The following is an 18512-nucleotide window of genomic DNA, read 5'->3' on the forward strand; positions in this document are numbered from 1 at the left end:
GAGAGAAAAATGAAAAGAAGAAAATATTTGGCAACATTCACTATAGCATCGGTGTTACTACCCGCATTTCTTGCTACTCAAACGGGGACCGCTGCTGAAAATGAGACAAATTTACACGAACAAACTCAAGCAACCGAGGCACCTGTTGCACCTGCAGCGCCAGTAGTGGAAGCACCAGTTTCACCGCCAGAGGTATCAACACCAGTTGCTCCTGATCCAGTAGCAACACCAGCGCCAGAGGTGTCAACGCCGAGCAATACTGCACCAACAGCAGAAACACCTCAAGCTAGTACACAAGTACCAGCGCAACCAGCGCCTGCGGCACCTCAGCAAGAAAATGCGGTACAAGAAAAGCCAGCAGAAGTAAAACCATTAGATGTGAATCCATTTCCGCCCAATGTACCGTCAGATTCAAAGCCAGCAATCAATATCATTCCAGTTCAGTCAATACCTAAAGGAACTGCATTTGATCCGATGGCTGGAGTGAGTGCAACAGATCAAACAGATGGAGACATTACCTCAAAAGTAACGTATACAGGTACAGTTGATGTAAATGTTGTCGGCTCTTACTTACTTACTTATTCAGTCACGAATTCAAAAGGACAAACCGCAACTCAGTCTGCAAATATTAGAGTAGTCGATACAAATGTTGGTATGTACAGTATTGAACTAGCTGACTTTAGTTTACCTAAAGGGGCTGATTATGTTCAAGCTATTCGGGATCGTATTGTGGTGAAGGATGCTGATGGCACCGTTCTTCCTATCGGGCCATTAAATATTTTAGTTTCGGGCCATCATTCAACAGATAAAGTAGGCACAATTGCTGTTGAAGTTGCCGTTCTTTCAAGTTATAACACAGTAACCAAAAAAATTGTCAATATCACAATTGTTGATAATAGCGCAGTAAGAATTGATGCGAAGGATGTCACGTTAAATGTAGGCGATACTTTCGATCCTTATAGCTATGCTAAAGGCTATGAGACAGATGTCAATGGTACAGAGACAGAATTAGGTCAAGCCGCGGATGCTTCAAGTGTCGGAATCTTTGTTTTGTCAGACAATACTGATACCTCAAAAGCAGGTACCTATCAAGTGACTTATCAAGCAAAAAGTGCTGCGGGTACGGTAGTTACAAAAACAATCAATGTAAATGTTGTAAGTGATATTAGCGATCGTTTACCTAACATTATTGTTGAAGATAAAGTAATGTATGTCGGAGACAAATTAACCAAAGAAATGATTTTGGCTTGGGCAACAACTGAAAATCCAGATGATTTTATTACAGGATTTAAAGTTGTTAATGGGAAAATTAAAGTTAAGTTCGTGGGAAGTACTTTAGTAGAGCCTGGAGTACACGAAATCATGTTTTCTGCTATAACAAATGAAGGAAAAACAGCAGAAAAATCAATGACATTGACAGTCAAAGAGAGAGAAATTCCAGCTGAAGATGACGGATCTGAAGCTAACAAGAATGAGCCGACGCAAACTATTGACTCAGCTGGAGATGTGAATAGTGAAAAGACAAGTCCTAAGGTAACAAGTAAGCTTACGACAGTGAAAACGGAACAAAAAGGTTCAGTAAAGACAGCTTCAACATTACCAAAAACGGGTGAGTCTTCAAGTAATGTGTTCCTGACATTGATTGGTTTGATTATGAGTGCAGGTGTTGGTGCATTTCTGTTTAAGAAAAAAATCACTGAAAAAAATATTAAGAATTAAAAAGTAGAGAAAGCTCTACTGATATTTGCGAATTTCATATTGAGAAAAGAGGGGGATACTTCCCCCTTTTTTATTAGGAAGGTTTAATTGGTTATGAAAACAACTACTGAATTAAAACTAGAAGCAAAAGATAATCTGAGAGGGAGATGGGGTCAGGCAATTCTTTTAAATCTTATTCCTACATTATTAATTGTAGGTGTGCTGATCTTTTCTACATTATCTGGATTAGTCTGGTATTCTACTCACGGAACAACCGCTAGTTTGTCCTCTTTTGCTATAGACTATCAACTAGCTAATGCAGATAGAGGAATGGGTCTTGTATCCACAATTATCAGCGCATTATTTATGAGCGGAATTTCTTGGACATATTTGGATTTATTGCGAAAGGAACGGACAGCAATTGCACCATTTAAAGATGTATTTCGGGGATTTCAGGGAACTTACATTGGTGGTGTAATTCTACTGTCACTACTTTATACCATTTTCAGTTCTTTATGGATGATTCTATTTTTGATTCCAGGAATTATAAAAATTTACGCATACTCTCAATGCTATTTTATCTATTACGATCAGGTTCGACAAACGGGTGAAAAACCGAAAGTTTTAGATACAATCACGGCAAGTCGACGCTTAATGAATGGTCATAAAAAACGTTTGTTTTGGTTGGATATTACTTTTATTGGCTGGTATCTCATCGTCGCCTTAACATTAGGTATTGCTGGCTTATGGATAGCTCCTTATGTTTCTGCAACTAGAGCTGCTTTTTATAAAGATTTGCAAGAGAAAACCCAAAAATAAAATTGATTTTGAGTAATAGTATTTCAAAAATACTATTTTTATGGAGTGGACAAAGTGGGGTTAGTATAAATAAATTTTAGAAAAAGATATGGGTGAGTCCAATCTTTTTTTAATTAGAAATAGGAATGTCAAACATGATTAATGAAAGAAGGGATAAAATGAAAAAAAAGGTAATACTCTCTCTTGCAGCAATCGCCTTATTAGGAATTAGCGGGTGTGGTAAACAAGAGGTTGATAGCTCAAAAACTAGTAAATCAAAGGTTTCTGTTAGTAGCTCAAAGGTAAAAGAAAGTACTACTGAAGCTAGTAGTAGCAAACAAGAAGCTCTCAAAAAAACTGAAAAAAACGACATGAGCGAAGCACAAGAATTACTGAAAGAGAACACCGAAGCAGAAAAGCTGACAACACTTTTTGGAAAAGATGAGCCTATTGTCAATGGCAATGATCAAGCCAGTTTTACTATAAATGGCTATAAATATATTAAGATCGAAAATTTTTCGCGTAATTTTCGTACTCCTTTTGGTGATCAAGTCAAAGAAGGTGGCGTATTGTTAGTCTCAGCGACTTACAAAAATAATAGTGATAAAAGCGTTTATGCTAGCCCAAGCTTTTCAATGAGTGTAGTTGGCTATGATTCTTTAGTTGGTCGCAATGCAGATCTTTTAGGAGAAGACTTAGTTAGCGAGTTAGTCAAGAAGAAAAATGAAATTAAACCGAATGAAGAAATTTCAGGATACGTAGGTTTAGCAATCAAGCCAGCTGCCATGGAAAAAATTTTAGAAACTGGAACAGCTACATTCAATCTTTCAGGGCTTTATAGCAAAGCAAATAGTTTTAATAAGGAAGATGCCATTGTTGAACCTAAAAAAGAAGTCATTGCTCTATCTGACGAAGGAAGCAGCAGCAAGTCTGCCAGTTCTGAGTTTTATGAAGATAAGGCTACGAAGGACAATATGGGTACAAAAACGATGATACAAGAAAAAGAATTAGGTAAAACAGAAAAGTTTGAAGAGGTAGATGTTACTGTAGAAGGCTATCAAGTTTCTTCATTTGAACCAAACGAAGACCAAGCAGCAAGATTTAGTAAATTTGATTCTGGAGTTGTCCTTCTGACAGTTAAACTCAATGTAAAAAATGAAGGAGAGGAATCGCTGGATGTCGACAGCACCTATGCCACTTTGACAATTGGTAATAAAGTCAAGATGATGAGTGAAAATATGTTGGAAGTGGATACTGGAGCAAAAAATATTGGAAAAGGAAGCAATGCTACTAAGTATTTAGTTTTCTTACTAGACAAAGAATCTTACGAAAAGCTTTACAAGAATCAAAACTATCTACTAAATGTCAACCTTTACAATGCAAAATCTGAGCGTATAACAACTAGTGACGATCTATCAATTGAGCTTTCAAATCCATAATGTAATTGTGTTCAGAGATAGAATAGTAGATTAACTAATTGTCCTCTTGTAGATTTTTTACAAGAGGATTCTTTCTTGTAACTGATTACACAAGCATCAAGTTCGAAAAAACGATTTCCATCTCCTATAGTAGTTTATGGACTATAAATGTTGGAGGAGAATCAATATGGATTATCGTGTATTACTATATTATAACTATACAAAGATCGAAGACCCGGAGGTTTTTGCTAAAGAGCACTTTGAGTTTTGTCGTAGTCTGGGGATCAAGGGACGTATCTTAGTTGCACCAGAAGGAATCAACGGCACACTTTCAGGGACAAAAGAAGCGACAGATCGTTATATGGAGGTCATGTTGAGCGATGAGCGTTTTAAGGACACTTATTTTAAAATGGATGAAAGCGAAGGTCATGCCTTTAAGAAATTATTTGTTCGTCCACGAACAGAATTAGTGGCGTTGCATTTAGAAGAAGATGTAAATCCTCGTCAATTGACTGGTAAATACTTGGAACCGCAAGCGTTTCGCGAAGCTTTATTAGACGAAGAGACTGTCGTCATTGATGCTCGGAACGACTATGAATACGATTTGGGTCATTTCCGTGGTGCGATTCGCCCAGAGATCCATAACTTCCGTGAATTGCCTGCATGGATTCGTGAGAATAAAGAGGAATTTATGGATAAAAAAATTGTGACCTATTGTACCGGCGGAATTCGCTGCGAAAAATTTTCTGGCTGGCTGTTGCGCGAAGGCTTCGAGGACGTAGCTCAGCTTCATGGAGGAATCACGGCGTATGGAAAAGATGAAGCCACACGTGGTGAGCTATGGGATGGCAAAATGTACGTCTTTGATGAGCGTATCAGTGTGGAGATCAATCAGGTGGATAAAAAGGTCATCGGTAAAGAATGGTTCGACGGTACACCTTGCGAACGCTATATCAATTGCAGCAATCCGGAATGCAATCGTCAAATGTTGGTCTCAGAAGAAAATGAAGCAAAATATTTAGGTGCATGCTCAATAGCCTGCGCTAAAAATCCAAATAACCGCTACGTAAAAAAACACCAAATGACAACAGAAGAACGAGAGGAACAGCTCGCTTTGATTGAAAACTAGTGAAACTTTTCAAAAAATTCTCACTCTATCTGTCTTGACACATCGAAGGGTTTGATCTACACTAAAGTACGAATTAAGTGTCTTGACATATGTAGGAGGAGAAAATGAAAAATAATTCTGTTAGAAATTTAACGATTTCCGCATTATTGATTGGATTGGGAATTTTGATTCCGATGGTCATGCCGAAAATCGTCATTGGACCAGCATCGTTTACTTTAGCAAGCCATGTGCCTGTGTTTATCGCGATGTTCTTTTCACCACTAGTAGCACTTGCGGTCGTTCTCGGAACGACGTTTGGTTTCTTTATTTCAACCACACCGATCATTGCATTACGAGCCTTTTCTCATTTGATTTTTGCTTGGATCGGAGCAAGTTATCTGCAAAAACATCCAGAACTTGTTTTGAAGGATGGAAAATTCACTTTAGCAAATGGACGCTTCCAGGTATTCAATTTAGTGATTGGCGTTATTCATGCAGCTGCTGAGATGATTGTTGTATCAGCTTTTTACTTCATGGGAAACATGCCAGATACCTTCTATTCACAAGGCTATTTGTACACAGTCTTTATCTTGATGGGGATCGGCGGATTGATTCACAGCTTAGTGGATTTCAATATTGCGTACTTTGTTGCAGGAGCATTGTACAAACAATTTAACTTACCTATCTTTGAGAAAGCTGTTAAACAGGAAAAAGAATTGCATAAGGTAACAGTGTAAACCGTGATAATAAATCACGGTTTTTCTTTATTTAAAAATGAAAAAAGCGAAATAGTTAGGAATGTTCATAATTTTATTTAATATCATCTAAAAAAAGACCTTTTATTTGCTTAAATTTAAGTTATATTTTATTCATAGTTATTCTTGTATAGAAAATGAGGGCGAGTGGATGGTTCGAGTATTAGTTTTAACTAAAAATATTTTGGCGGAAGAAATTATAACCAATAAATTGCAGCATTTAAATTATGAAGTTTTTTGTTCTACGAGTATTTTAGATGAAATTCAAATGGATGGACGTATTCCTGAACTAGTAAATCATTTCCCAATTATTATTATTGGTGAAACAATTTCAAGTTACGAAATGGAATTGATGCTGCCGAAATTAAAGCAGCGCAGTCAGAGTATTTTGCGTGAGGTCGACCACTACCTTAGTGAAGAGGAACGAGCAGCGTTAATTGAACAAGGCTTAACTGGAGTGGTTCAAAATAGTGATTCAGTTGAAGTGTTGCGGGAGCAGTTAGCAGAAGTGGCAACCCAGTACCACGGCAGATCGTTCGAACCTGTCGCAACAGAAGAATGTGTTACCGTGGAAGAAGATAAAGGTCTTTCAGCGATGACTTTGATTAATCTATCTTCGCTTGAGCTTCAGGTATTGGAGAAGTTGCGCAGCCATCCAGGCGAGATCGTTTCGCGTGATGAGTTGTGTATGACTCTGTGGGGGAATGTTTCCCAATCAAGATTGGCTCAGCTATCTTCTTTAGTAAAAAATATCAAGCTGAAATTGGAAATTCTTGAGGTTGATCAAGAAATCATTCAAACCATTTGGGGCAAGGGGTATCGTGTTCGTAAAGATGTCGCTGTCCAAAACAAGTAAACACTGTGCCGATAAAAGTAGCGATACTTTTTATCGGCGTTTTTTTTTGCAAAATTCGAAACGATGCGTTCTTTTTGCAAGCTATGCTAAAATATAAGCGAAGTACTGTATGGATATGAGTTTTACTCAAACTATCTTATAAAAGAGTAGTTTTTCGATCCAATGAAGGAGCAAGAAAAGTGAAAAAAAGTATTTTAATGAGTCTGATGTTTCTATCGGCATTATTTATTTTAACCGCCTGTGGAAATACTGCGACAGACTCTTCAGAAAATAGCAGTTCGAAAAAATCTAGTGAGACAACGAAGCAAACAGAACAAACAACAGAATCGAAGAATGAGGAAATGACTGTGAAAGAAAAAGTCGATAAACTACTGGCAGCAATGACTATAGAAGAAAAGGTCGGGCAGCTCTTCATGGCACGTGTACCCGAGCAAAATCAAGTGGCAGATATTCAAAACTACCATTTGGGTGGTTATTTACTTTTTGATCGCGACATGGAAAATAAAGGCCAAGCCGATGTAAAACAAGTGATTGAGAGTTATCAGGAAGCCAGTAAGACACCTATGTTTATTGGATCGGATGAAGAAGGCGGGATCGTGAGTCGGTTAAGCCGGAATCAAATCGTTTCCCCTGCGTTTAAAAGTCCCCAAGAGTTGTATCAAGAAAATGGTTGGGAAGGTATCACGCAGGAAATCGATCGAAAGGCACAGGTTTTTGGCGAGTTAGGGATTCAATTGGGGATGTTTCCAGATGCGGATGTATCAACAGAGCCCCAATCTTTCATCTATGATCGGACCATCGGGATGGACGCAGAAGGAACCAGTCATTATGTGAAATTAAGCGTGGAGGAAATGAAAAAACAAAAGCTTGGCTCCACCTTAAAGCATTTCCCAGGATATGGTAATAATCGTGATTCGCATGTGGAGATCGTGACGGATAACCGTTCGTTAGATGAGTTGAGAAAAAGCGACTTTTTACCTTTTGAAGCGGGAATCAGAGCAGGAGCTGACAGTATCATGGTTTCACATAATATTGTTCAAGCAATCGATGGTGATCGACCAGCCTCGATTTCAAAACCAGTGCATGATGTCATTCGTAATGAGTTAGGATTTAGAGGTGTGATCATGACGGATGATATGGATATGGCAGGATTAGCAAACTTCATTTCTCAGGAAGAAGCGGGGCTGCAGGCGCTGCAAGCAGGAAATGATATGATTTTATCCTCAAGCTACAGTACCCAGATTCCCTATATCTTGGAAGCAATCAAAAAAGGGGAGTACAGCGAAGAACAATTGGAACAATCTGTTGAACGTTTATTGACATGGAAAGTTGAATTAGGTTTAATCAAGTAAATAAAGGAGGATTTTTTATGTGTGCTTCTATGCGTTTGAGAATTGATCGAATCGCCAAATAATTAACGTTTGACGGACTTCTTGTTTGTTCAAACGACAAACAAAGGAGAAATTATGGAAAAACAACAATGGAGAAAAAAATATTTAACGATTTTATCTGGACAGACGGTTTCTTTGATTGGAAGCTCCGCTGTTCAGTTTGCCTTGATTTGGTGGCTGACCAATGAATCTAAATCAGCCATTATGCTATCTTTAGCCGGATTATCCGCCTATTTACCGCAGATCTTTTTAGGCCCTTTTGTCGGTGTTTGGCTAGATAGACTGAAGCGAAAATATGTCATAATTTTTGCGGATCTATTTATGGGCCTAGTAGCACTTGGGCTGTCTATTTGGTTTCTCTTCGGCAATCCTGGCTATCTAGTGGTGATCGCAGCCCTATTTTTACGATCATTGGCAAATGTATTCCACACGCCTTCGATTCAAGCAATCGTTCCTTTACTGGTACCGGAAGAAGAGTTGGTCAAAGCAAATAGCTGGAATCAATTTTTACAATCGGGTGCTTTTATGCTAGGGCCGGTTCTAGGTGCGGTGATGTTTGCGGCAATGCCGCTATGGGTGATTTTATTGACAGACCTGCTTGGAGCGTTGGCTGCTTGTATGACCTTATGGATTGTAGAAGTACCAGACATTCCCCGCAGCGAAGAGAGTATGCAGCACTATCTGCAGGAGTTGAAGGATGGATTTAACGTATTTAAGGAAGATCCGCCAATGCTGGTAGTCATGTTCTTTTCCTTTTTCATCATGATCTTTTATCTGCCATTAGGAATTTTATTTCCATTAATGACGAATGTTCATTTTGAATTATCCGCATGGTTTGCTAGCGTAGTAGAATTTTCTTATGCAGCCGGCATGATGGTTAGTGCCTTTTTGATCGGAATGAAGAAGAATTGGCGAGAGAAATTGTTAGCCTCACAGCTTTCAAACATCGGTTTGGCGATCACCTTCATCGGCAGCGGCTTAGCACCGGCGAACCTAACAGGATACTGGATGTTTGTCTTCTTCTGTATTTTAATGGGCGGAGTTGGAAATTTATATAATATTCCGTTTACCTCCTACTTACAGGAGACTGTCGCACCAGAAAAGCTAGGCCGGGTCTTTTCACTGTTTGGCAGTGTGATGTCGACAGCGATGCCGATCGGCTTGTTACTAGCTGGTCCTTTGTCAGAAAAATTTGGAATCGCAAAATGGTTTCTGATCTCAGGAATTCTGACTCTATTATTCAGTCTTTTGTGTTTGGTCTTTTATCGTCGAGCAAAACTGAAAATCGAAAAAAGCTAAATATGGTGTTTGAGTGATTAATATTCACTTCAAGACTTGATCAGCGCATGTAAAATTACATCGTTGGTCAAGTTTTTTTGATTTTTTAAAATTACCAGACTTCTCTTTAGCATTTTTCTGTCGGATATCTGTATATAAGTATTCAATATGGTGAATTATTCAAGATTTTTTGTCTAATGAACAAAAATAGTTCATAAAAATTGACCAAAATAGTTATTTTAAATATACTTACTTTTTAATACATGAAAGGGGTAATGACATGATAGATTACAAGGAAGAATATACAGATTTAGCTAGAACCCAAGCCGCTTTAAGGAGAAACACTCCTGAAATGATTGGAAAGTTTCAAGAAGTAGCTAAGGAAGCATTGAAAGAGAAGCATCTACCTACAAAAACAAAAGAATTGATTGCAGTAGGAATCGCTGTTTCTGTTCGCTGTGAAAGCTGTATTTTGGGTCATGTACGGGATGCGATTAAAGCCGGAGCAACAATTGAAGAACTCTCTGAAACGATCGAAGTAGCTATCCTGATGGGTGGAGGACCTTCAACCGCCTATGGAGCAAAAGCGTTATCCATTGCGGAGCATTTGTTAGGTTAGACAGTATGAATTACTTGCTTTTTGACTGAAAATGCAAGCCTTTTCAATCAGAGGGATTGAATAATTGAAAATAAATTTTTAGGAGGTTTATCGTGAATCAAGACTTGAAAAAAGTATTGCGACATAAAAGTGGGGTGCCATTTTTAGCTGCGAAGGAAAACTGCTGGATCAATTCTGAGCGTGTTGAGCTTCCATTAGTCGCAATCAATAATGACCATTTAAAAATCTACTACTATACGTTAGAAGAGGTTGCCAAGAATCTTGAACTAGAAGTAATAGCGATTCTCAGGAATGTATCCGACGAATACGATCCGCTTTTCGACAAGATAAAACGGGCACTAGAAAAGAAAATGAATGAGGTAAAAAAAGAAATTGCTATTCGGAATATCGCTTTGGAAAAGTAATCGAAAACCTTGAATCAAACTATTCGTAATAATCCATAAATCGACTAGTGATAATCACGATCCTACTACAGAATTTTGGATGCGTAGAAGATAAAGAAATACAAAACTGAGTATATAAGTGTATGCTAAGAATTTATTGATAGGGTTTGTCAACTAAACTATGGAAGTTAATTAGTTAAGTTTTCTAGCAAATAAACTTTTACCGTACTTTTTAGCCTTTATGATAAAACGGTTTGAACATGAAGTTAAGTAAACCAGTTCTTATGGAATATACATGTCATACCTTCCAATTCTAAGGGAAAAAGTCTCGTTGAACATCAACTAGATTGAGTACCATAGCTCAGTTACATATTCGACCACTTGCCCATGTCTTGTGTCGTACGTAAATAAAACAGATTAAGGAGTGCATTCTCATTGGAGAACACTCCTTTTAAAGGATTCCCTTTATACATAAAAATTGAAATAAGAATTAGCATGCAGCTTAGTTACTTAAGGCTTCCTCCACTCCAACCGCCACCGCTGTTTCGGAAGAATTGGCCGCAAGCGTCCAATTAAATTTTAAAACCATTTTAGAACCGTCAAAAAGGCTCTAAACTTCCTCAACTACTTTTTTGATTTGCCAGATCGACAACAAAAACCGTTGTCTTGTACCAAATATATTTCAAGGACACAAGGGTAAAATGCACGCAAGCGCCCTTGTGTCTTTGAAATATACTTGGTTCATACTGGCCAACAAATCAAAAAATAGCAGTTTGAGTCAGTTCAAGACCTTTCCTTAGGAAGGTCCGACTCAAACGTTGATTTGTTTAACATTTCATTTTGGAGGCTAGATGTATGCAAAAGTATTATGACGATTTTACAAAATTACTGATTGAGAAAATGGCTCAAAAAATTACAGACATGACCTTTTCTTATCAAGAGACGCAAGTTCCTAAAAAGCACTACAAGGACTTGTTATCAAAAACCGTTGAAGAAGTAATCACAGGCAGTGTTGAGGTCAATCTAATTGACACGTATTATAAGACAATTGAACAGTTGCTGAAACAGAACCCTAAATGTCCTTTTTAAATTTTGTTCAAAAGTTTATACTAGAGTATAATCAAATACTTTTCCCCTGCTACCCCCTAAACATATTATAAGTAAAGTGTATAGGGGAGCCCAATTAGGAACAAATTTTGGGAAAGTAAAATTACACCATATGTCAAAAGAATAATCTATATGGAGTCTTTCGACCAAACATATGTAAAATAGAGAAAGCAAATAATTTTTAGAAATTCACTACTTTCATTCTTTTTTACCGCACTATTTCGTTCCTATGTTCCATGTAGCCCATTAAGGAACTGACCTCATTAACTGAACCAAAAGAAAAAAGCACCTCTTGTTGAATTCGAATAAAATGAATTTAACAAGAGGGGGCTTTTTTCTTTCAGGTAGACTTAAAACTTTTTAGGAGTTCCAATTCTTCTTTAAACGCTTGTTCTCTTTTTTCGAGGCGCGAAATTTTATTTCTATGATCGAATTCATGGCCCCTCTTGTAGACCGTTTTTTTTTAATCTTGAATCCATTGGCAGATGGATTTAGAATGGACATCTAACATAAATAGTTCAAAAACGTACCAAATTAATTACATGTTTTGAAATTAATTTGTGACCAAAAACCTTAAATAGATACTTCATAAAAATAGCAATACAGTTTTAACTACTCTGGTCTTACTTCGAAATTCCTTTTTTTATTAGCCATATTGGAAACACTATTTCAAAAATTGAACCTGGTACATAAAGCAATGTTGTAAAATTATAAAATATATTTGATAGCTCTAGTATGCTGCTAAAAGCCAACGAAACATAAGAAATAATACCCAAAATACATAGAGGTTTAGGTACTATTTTTTTCTTTAAAAATAGTACCATTAGAGCAATACTACCCAACCCAAGAGAGAGCATCCCAATTTGAAAAAAAGTACTATACAAATCTATTAAATTTGCACCACAAGTAGTGATCTTCTTTCCAAAAAAAAGTGGAAATACACACAAAACACTTAGAGCAAGAAAAAAGCCTTCGACAATTCTAGAAGACAGATAAATTGTTGAAAGTTTTGAGTTGTAGCATTTTGAAATTGATGAGAGCAACACTCCTATGATAATTACGAAAATTATATTCATAAACTCAAGTAGCATTCCAAATATTATTGAAATACTTTTAAATTGTTCCCCAAGAGTAATCAATTTGAATGCCGTTTCGATGAAGTTTGACCCCACTAAATAGGATATTGTCGCAAAAATGAAAGACATTCCAATAACAATCAGCTTATTTTTTTGTTTTTCCATAAAAATACCTCCATTTCTTTCTGTGTATAACATTGTATAATTGAAATTAAACAGGTACAATTGTTGAAACAGTCGAATTTGTCTATTACTAAACAAAAACAATATATTTGTTTAATAACACCCGTTTATAGGAGGTAGTTAATGGATAGAAGAAAGAAAAAGAGTCGCGCAGCCATTTTTTCTGCTTTTTTGGATCTTTTGAAAAATAAGGATTTTGAAAAAATTACAATAAATAATATAGCTGAGGTAGCAGATGTAAGCAGAGGAACAGTTTATTTAAACTTTGAAGATAAATATGACTTACTTGATCAATTAATCAAATATTATTTAAAAAAACTTTTTCTAATTTGCAAAGAAGTTCCGGTTGACGATAAAGCCTATTTCCCAAAAATTATAAAAAAAATGTTTGAGTATTTAGATAAAAATAGTGACTTATATAAATCATTATTTACAGAAGAAAACTTTTCTAAGTTTAGAGTCTTATTTGAAGAAAATCTATTTCAAGCCTTTAAAACTCAGGCAGAGGCAAATAGAAGAACGGCTATTTCTGATATGTCCATACATTTTTTAACGACAGGGATTACGGGAACAATAGTATTCTGGTTAAAAGAGAATAAACCAAATACACCAAACGGATATGCGACACTTTTAAACAACTTCCTAATTGATAAGAATTTATTGGATTCATATATTCCTAATAACAGTCTTTCAAACTTTTAGGTACAAAGAACTTCCATTTATTGAAATAACAGAAGATTTGCGTATTATCAAGTATTTAAGTCACGAAAACCATTTGATAAAATAATTTTAATTTGATCCAAAAGGTAATTTAAAACGTATGTCTCTTGAGACGAGACGAAAACTAGCCTAATCAAGATATTCTAATTTCAGACGATCCAACAAGGTTTCATTAATATATCAATGAAGAAAAATCAAAAGGAAAAATAATTTTACTTTCTAGTCATATTTGTCTAAAAATCAATGTTATCAGTCGCAAGATAGCAACAACTCGTTTAGAATAGTGTAAAATATTTTTTTATTTTTTCCTTTTGATAAAAACCTATCTATTCTCAATACGAAACAGAGAGCAATTTTCCCGATCATTTTCCAAAGGCCCGTTTTTACGGACCAAATAGAAACGTTGGATTTTCTAGTGACGATGACTGGCCAGAAAAATAAAATCTGAATGTAACACAATTTGATTGAGTTACATTCGCTAAAATTGCTCTATCCCTTGCGGCTCTAAGGAAAGCTTGTTTTTCCTTTGGCCGCTTTTTGTTTCGTGCGTTTTGAACGCAACATAATGCTTGCTGTAATGTATTTTTGTTACATTGATTAAGGAAATTTCCGATTACTTCACCGGTTACTTGCTCAAATACATCGAATATTAGAGATTAACGAACTGAGTACTATTTCCGTTAATGTTGCATAGGCAGCAAGAGATAATTTAGAATCGGTTTATAATGCTGCCACTTAGTGTAGAAGAAACTCGTCATTCAAATTTAAAAGTGATATATCGAACAATTATTTGCACAATTGGTATATAGAAGTAAAAAAGTTTGATGCCTGATATACCATAGTTTCTACAAACGTAAGTATCAGCTTACTAATAAACTACACATTATTAAACTTGAGTTATTAAGTATACGAAAAAATATATCTAGTTTCGTAGTAGATTTATCTAGTTTCATAGTAGATTGTTTTTTCCCGCTAGTAATGTTATCTAGTTTTACAGTAGATTTATCCAGTTTTACACTAGATTTTTTCAATCTTTTTTAGAGTGCAGAATTGGTACACTTACTTCTTAAGTTTTTTTCCAGAACAACATTTATACTCACCAACTGCAAGGAAAGAAGCATATCTATTTCTCACAATAATAAAGTTTTTTAGTATTAAATATATTTACTTAAACTGGCTAACAAAAAAAAGCCTTTAAACAAAGACTTTAGAAAAAATAGCATATGCAATAAATTTAGATGTGAATAAAATTCACAACCAAAATCTTTTCAATTGAAAGAACTATAAGAAACCGACATATGAGATCAACTAGTAGATTCCTGGTGAAATATTCAATAAAAACTTTTGTCAATGAAGAGAATTGAGTTGATTGGAAGAATAAATAGTTCAAGTGCAGAATTTTATATACTGCAAATTTTGATTTATCTATGGTACCCTTTGCTATTCTTCAACATTTTTTTCTCGTTGTTCAACTAGAGCGCGAGCAGCAGCAAGAATCACTTGCTTTTCTGATTCAGATAGGGCTTTCCCTTCATAATTCATAATTACTGATCCATCAGTAATATCAAATTCTTTCAGAATTTCTGAATCATTTATAGCTGGATTGTCAGTGCGGCCTAATAGATAGTCGGCTGAGACGTGGAAATATTCGGCCAGTGCGCTTAATTTGTCTGCATTTGGTGTTTGCTTTTGCAAAGTGTAAAGATAATTTTTGCTATATCCAAGTTCTAAGGAAACATCCTTAAGAGTTTTGTCTCTTTTTTTTGCTAGAAATTGAATGCGTTCAAATATTGTCATATCAAGGATACCACACTCTCGTAGAATACTTTACGAAAGTGAGAACACAATTGTTTGATAAAACGGATTGACAAGTACATAATTGTGGGTTAGACTCATTTCGTAAGCTAATTTAATAAGCTAACAATAAAACACTTTATCAAATCAAATCATTCGATGTCGCCAAACTAAGAATGTCAATTAACAAAGTAATTTTAGTCTTATTAACTATGCCCAAATAGTACACAACTATTGGATACAAGTCAATGAATATTAGCTAATTTTATTAGCTTACAAATCTATGTAGGGAAGGAGTTTGTCATGTCAAAACAACTAATCGAAGACATCAAAGTACAGCTATCTTTAAAAAATAAAAGTCGACGATGGTTAGCTAGAAAATTGGGTATTTCGGCAGTATATGCAAAAGAAATTTTAGATGGGACAAAACCTGGCAAACCACAAATAGAACCTATGGAAGTTTTATTGGCTGAATTACAGGCAGGAAAATACGATGAGGAGGAGGACTAGTGGAAACAAATACGATTAACTATAAAAATTTAAACTATCTTGCTCTCATTCGCTTTGGTCATCGAATTGGTTGTGGCTGGTATTCGATCTTGGTAAAAGCTGAAATGGAACTACGTGATTTAGGATATATGATTGAAGATGTCACCAAGTACAATGGCGCTTTGTCCATTACTACAGATATAGGTAATAATGATATATCCTCAAAAGCACAGAATATTTTATACGAGGCGGAGCAGGCTAGTGAAATGACCTGCGAAAGTTGCGGAAACTATTCTGTTGCACAAACCATCGTTGACAACAACCTTTGTACATTGTGCGAAGAATGTCAAAATAATCTTGGTAGTTTATCAGATGTTGAGAAACGATTATTGAAACAACATATTTTTGAACTGGAACAACAGATTCTTCGTAAGAATCAAGAGATTCAAATTCAAGAAAATAGAGTGGAACATTTCAAAATGGGGCTCAATCATTATAAAAAAAGAAGTGAGCGATTAGCTGAGACGTTAGAAACAGGATCTAAGAAACCCAAAATCAGAGTAGAAAAATAGAATGGGAATAACCTTAGTTCTACAAGGAGGACAATATGAAAAAGGGAAGACATTTTAAAAAAGGTAGCAATGTTAAAATCGGAACAACCATCAAGAGTAAAGTGAAACATGTTAGTTTATTTAGTGCGATTCTTTTAGGGGGCGTACTTTTAGCAGGAGTTCAAGGGACACAAGCGTCTGAGACAGATGGGAAATGGGTTCCTCGTTCAATCGATCAAATTAAAAAAGATGTTGAAGGTAAAAAGGAATACACCATTGTTTGGGGCGATACGTTAAGTGGTATTTCGCAAGCAACAAATTTAACGATGGAAAAATTAGCCTCATTAAATGGGATCGGCGATTACAATCTTATTTATGCTGGAAACAAAATGATTTTCGATGGCGATGTTGTAACCGTTCAAGATGCGAATGGAGTGGTTCAAACTCAGCAACAAATTCAACCATCCGACAAGGTTATTCCAACGCAACCAGCTGGAGAGTCAGTTCCACAAGCAACACAAGATTCAACTGCTCAATCACAAAGCCAAGCTCCAGTAGCTGATAATGGAACTCAAGCACAAACTCCTGCGCCTTCTGCACCAGTAGACAATGGCACACAAGGTGGAGCTGTTGACAACGGGAATCAGGGTGGGGCAGTTGATAACGGAAATAGTGGAGGACAAGTAACACCAACACCAACACCAAATCCAGAACCAACGCCTACACCAGAACCAACCATTCGTTATACAGTTTGGTACACAGTGGACGAAGGTTGTGACCCATCATTTAATATTGTTCGTGGAACTAGGTTTTTTGCAACTGACGCAGAAGCAACAGCATTCATTGATGGTTATTCAGACCAAATACTTATGCAAGGTATCACTGGCAGCTACGGAGTCATGTCTTGGGAAGGATAACTTTCATTTTTATTTAAGAGTTGAGAATTAAAAAAATTATCTATTCGAGCACTTATTCGGAAAACCGTGTAAGTGCTTTTCACTCATTCAATCGTCATTTCATAACAGGGAGAATACAATGAAAAAAATTTTTTTAGTAGGTGTTGTTACTTTAAGTGTGTTCGTATTTAGTGCATGTCAAAAAAGCGAAACAACTAAAACGGATACTTCAGAAAAACAAACGAGCACTGAAGTTGAACAAGCCGATACTAGCAGCTCAATAGAAAATAGTCCGCCGTCTACCAATAGCGAAAGTAAAGCAATTGAAAGGGATCAAGAAGAAAATAACTTAACTGATGAGGAAATTGCCGTTGCAATCTATCTAACACCTGAGACGGAGAATCAAACAATAGATACAGTGATTGATGACTACGTGAATGCCTATGAGAAGGATGAAGGCTATGGAACAAAATTGCAATTATCCAAAAGGGTATTACCAGACATCATTCTAAGTTTTTCCTCAATGGGAACCACGCAAAGAATCCATTTCGAAGGAGATCTGATAACAGTAACCTCACGGTCAAATTCTGGGGAAGAATTTATTAAAACGTTTAGTAAAAAAGAGATAAATAGCCGTTTTAGCAATTACCAAGAAGACCTAGCTTTGTTGGTTAGTAAAGCAGAAAATTATTCTCCTTTACAGGAACAGAAGGAATCCTCTGAAAGTAATGTTGATACAAAATCGTTAACATCGGAACAACTTAAAGACTGGGTTAGTGCTGTTTTAGATACGCAATTCAGCATGGGGAGAGTCTCATTTCCGTATGATTTATCAATCGAGAACCGTGAAGGCTATGCCTATGTTCGGGTGAAACATAAGGAGTTACAAGTAGACACCATTACTATGTTTCGAATAAATGGCGAAGGTCAGCTAGAAGAAGAGGATAAATCCAATGGATACCCCGTTTCTTATAAAGTGATGTCTTCAACATTTATGGATACAACAGAAGTGACCTTAATAGAATAAAAAACGATAGATATAGGTGACTAGTAGTGCTTCCGTTCATAAAAAAATCATCATGAGTTGCCAGAACTAAAAAAGTGCACCATTATTGGAAGTATTAAAAAAAGGGGAGACTAAATAATCAACTAAGTGTTTTTTTGGTATGTTTAGGCAACCTAACTATACCAGATCGTGAAAGGGAAGTCATAAAAGTGTTTACCAAATTTGGTCACTAGTGAGATATATAAGCCCCTTTTGAAAGAGGGTGGATTCACGTCATCTCCATTCTGAATACTCTGGATGGCTGAAAGGAATGGGGATGCATTCTTTTGTGGGTAAACAACATTGTAAAGAAGGAGGGCCGAGAAAAGCGGGCCGAATAATCAATC

At 36.2% G+C, this 18512-nt stretch carries 18 protein-coding genes; 16 read left to right on the forward strand and 2 right to left on the reverse strand.

The annotated features are described in order from the left end of the window. Window positions 1–9 precede the first annotated feature (9 nt). The 11 genes from IGI67_RS14995 (at window position 10) to IGI67_RS15045 (ending at window position 11393) form a co-directional block, all read left to right on the forward strand. Window positions 10–1719 carry an immunoglobulin-like domain-containing protein gene (locus IGI67_RS14995; protein WP_429958218.1) on the forward strand — a complete coding sequence of 570 codons (1710 nt, stop codon included), beginning with the start codon at window positions 10–12 and terminating at the stop codon, window positions 1717–1719. A gap of 93 nt (window positions 1720–1812) precedes the next feature. Next, window positions 1813–2517 carry a DUF975 family protein gene (locus IGI67_RS15000; RefSeq protein WP_429958219.1) on the forward strand — a complete coding sequence of 235 codons (705 nt, stop codon included), beginning with the start codon at window positions 1813–1815 and terminating at the stop codon, window positions 2515–2517. Window positions 2518–2675: 158 nt separating this feature from the next. Continuing rightward, window positions 2676–3935 (forward strand): hypothetical protein, encoded by a 1260-nt coding sequence (locus tag IGI67_RS15005; RefSeq protein ID WP_429958220.1) that lies wholly within the window; start codon window positions 2676–2678, stop codon window positions 3933–3935. 166 nt (window positions 3936–4101) lie between these two features. Continuing rightward, on the forward strand, window positions 4102–5043 hold the full coding sequence (locus IGI67_RS15010) for a rhodanese-related sulfurtransferase (protein WP_429958221.1): 942 nt from the start codon (window positions 4102–4104) through the stop codon (window positions 5041–5043). Window positions 5044–5147: 104 nt separating this feature from the next. Further along, entirely contained in the window at window positions 5148–5759 is a 612-nt protein-coding gene (locus IGI67_RS15015) for a hypothetical protein (RefSeq protein WP_207109973.1), read from the forward strand. Between the two features lie 169 nt (window positions 5760–5928). Next, complete coding sequence (locus IGI67_RS15020) at window positions 5929–6633, forward strand: winged helix-turn-helix domain-containing protein (protein WP_429958222.1); 705 nt, start codon at window positions 5929–5931, stop codon at window positions 6631–6633. 179 nt (window positions 6634–6812) lie between these two features. After that, complete coding sequence (locus IGI67_RS15025) at window positions 6813–7985, forward strand: glycoside hydrolase family 3 protein (RefSeq protein ID WP_429958223.1); 1173 nt, start codon at window positions 6813–6815, stop codon at window positions 7983–7985. A 114-nt stretch (window positions 7986–8099) separates the two neighbouring features. Then, window positions 8100–9323 carry an MFS transporter gene (locus IGI67_RS15030; RefSeq protein WP_429958224.1) on the forward strand — a complete coding sequence of 408 codons (1224 nt, stop codon included), beginning with the start codon at window positions 8100–8102 and terminating at the stop codon, window positions 9321–9323. 259 nt (window positions 9324–9582) lie between these two features. Beyond that, window positions 9583–9921, forward strand: a complete 339-nt coding sequence (locus IGI67_RS15035; protein WP_207109969.1) for a carboxymuconolactone decarboxylase family protein — start codon at window positions 9583–9585, stop codon at window positions 9919–9921. A gap of 92 nt (window positions 9922–10013) precedes the next feature. Beyond that, window positions 10014–10325, forward strand: coding sequence for a hypothetical protein (locus tag IGI67_RS15040; RefSeq protein WP_429958225.1), 312 nt, complete (start codon window positions 10014–10016; stop codon window positions 10323–10325). An 834-nt stretch (window positions 10326–11159) separates the two neighbouring features. Then, window positions 11160–11393: a hypothetical protein gene (locus tag IGI67_RS15045; RefSeq protein ID WP_429958226.1), complete on the forward strand. Its 234-nt coding sequence runs from the start codon at window positions 11160–11162 to the stop codon at window positions 11391–11393. Between the two features lie 641 nt (window positions 11394–12034). Here IGI67_RS15045 and IGI67_RS15050 read toward each other — a convergent pair. Further along, on the reverse strand, window positions 12035–12652 hold the full coding sequence (locus IGI67_RS15050) for a DUF4386 domain-containing protein (RefSeq protein WP_429958227.1): 618 nt from the start codon (window positions 12650–12652) through the stop codon (window positions 12035–12037). A 141-nt stretch (window positions 12653–12793) separates the two neighbouring features. Between IGI67_RS15050 and IGI67_RS15055 the strand changes: the two genes are divergently transcribed. Further along, on the forward strand, window positions 12794–13372 hold the full coding sequence (locus tag IGI67_RS15055; protein ID WP_429958228.1) for a TetR/AcrR family transcriptional regulator: 579 nt from the start codon (window positions 12794–12796) through the stop codon (window positions 13370–13372). A gap of 1458 nt (window positions 13373–14830) precedes the next feature. Here the strand turns inward: IGI67_RS15055 and IGI67_RS15060 are convergent. Further along, window positions 14831–15187, reverse strand: coding sequence for a helix-turn-helix domain-containing protein (locus IGI67_RS15060; protein ID WP_429958229.1), 357 nt, complete (start codon window positions 15185–15187; stop codon window positions 14831–14833). A gap of 300 nt (window positions 15188–15487) precedes the next feature. On the opposite strand from IGI67_RS15060, the gene IGI67_RS15065 reads away from it, so the two are divergent. The 4 genes from IGI67_RS15065 (at window position 15488) to IGI67_RS15080 (ending at window position 18147) form a co-directional block, all read left to right on the forward strand. Continuing rightward, entirely contained in the window at window positions 15488–15694 is a 207-nt protein-coding gene (locus IGI67_RS15065) for an XRE family transcriptional regulator (RefSeq protein ID WP_429958230.1), read from the forward strand. Further along, window positions 15694–16245: a hypothetical protein gene (locus IGI67_RS15070; protein ID WP_429958231.1), complete on the forward strand. Its 552-nt coding sequence runs from the start codon at window positions 15694–15696 to the stop codon at window positions 16243–16245. Before IGI67_RS15065 ends, IGI67_RS15070 begins: the two co-directional genes overlap by 1 nt. 35 nt (window positions 16246–16280) lie before the next feature. After that, complete coding sequence (locus tag IGI67_RS15075; protein WP_429958232.1) at window positions 16281–17141, forward strand: LysM peptidoglycan-binding domain-containing protein; 861 nt, start codon at window positions 16281–16283, stop codon at window positions 17139–17141. A gap of 118 nt (window positions 17142–17259) precedes the next feature. After that, window positions 17260–18147 carry a hypothetical protein gene (locus IGI67_RS15080; RefSeq protein WP_429958233.1) on the forward strand — a complete coding sequence of 296 codons (888 nt, stop codon included), beginning with the start codon at window positions 17260–17262 and terminating at the stop codon, window positions 18145–18147. Window positions 18148–18512: the final 365 nt, after the last annotated feature.

The sequence above is a fragment of the Enterococcus sp. AZ196 genome, assembly GCF_050498845.1.
GTDB classification, from domain to species: Bacteria; Bacillota; Bacilli; order Lactobacillales; family Enterococcaceae; genus Enterococcus_A; species Enterococcus_A murrayae.

Bases quoted from the DNA above. Each gene is read 5' to 3' on its own strand.
- IGI67_RS14995 (WP_429958218.1), top strand. From the start codon at position 10: ATGAAAAGAAGAAAATATTTGGCAACATTCACTATAGCATCGGTGTTA.
- IGI67_RS15000 (WP_429958219.1), top strand. From the start codon at position 1,813: ATGAAAACAACTACTGAATTAAAACTAGAAGCAAAAGATAATCTGAGA.
- IGI67_RS15005 (WP_429958220.1), top strand. From the start codon at position 2,676: ATGAAAAAAAAGGTAATACTCTCTCTTGCAGCAATCGCCTTATTAGGA.
- IGI67_RS15010 (WP_429958221.1), top strand. From the start codon at position 4,102: ATGGATTATCGTGTATTACTATATTATAACTATACAAAGATCGAAGAC.
- IGI67_RS15015 (WP_207109973.1), top strand. From the start codon at position 5,148: ATGAAAAATAATTCTGTTAGAAATTTAACGATTTCCGCATTATTGATT.
- IGI67_RS15020 (WP_429958222.1), top strand. From the start codon at position 5,929: ATGGTTCGAGTATTAGTTTTAACTAAAAATATTTTGGCGGAAGAAATT.
- IGI67_RS15030 (WP_429958224.1), top strand. From the start codon at position 8,100: ATGGAAAAACAACAATGGAGAAAAAAATATTTAACGATTTTATCTGGA.
- IGI67_RS15035 (WP_207109969.1), top strand. From the start codon at position 9,583: ATGATAGATTACAAGGAAGAATATACAGATTTAGCTAGAACCCAAGCC.
- IGI67_RS15045 (WP_429958226.1), top strand. From the start codon at position 11,160: ATGCAAAAGTATTATGACGATTTTACAAAATTACTGATTGAGAAAATG.
- IGI67_RS15050 (WP_429958227.1), bottom strand. From the start codon at position 12,652: ATGGAAAAACAAAAAAATAAGCTGATTGTTATTGGAATGTCTTTCATT.
- IGI67_RS15055 (WP_429958228.1), top strand. From the start codon at position 12,794: ATGGATAGAAGAAAGAAAAAGAGTCGCGCAGCCATTTTTTCTGCTTTT.
- IGI67_RS15060 (WP_429958229.1), bottom strand. From the start codon at position 15,187: ATGACAATATTTGAACGCATTCAATTTCTAGCAAAAAAAAGAGACAAA.
- IGI67_RS15065 (WP_429958230.1), top strand. From the start codon at position 15,488: ATGTCAAAACAACTAATCGAAGACATCAAAGTACAGCTATCTTTAAAA.
- IGI67_RS15075 (WP_429958232.1), top strand. From the start codon at position 16,281: ATGAAAAAGGGAAGACATTTTAAAAAAGGTAGCAATGTTAAAATCGGA.
- IGI67_RS15080 (WP_429958233.1), top strand. From the start codon at position 17,260: ATGAAAAAAATTTTTTTAGTAGGTGTTGTTACTTTAAGTGTGTTCGTA.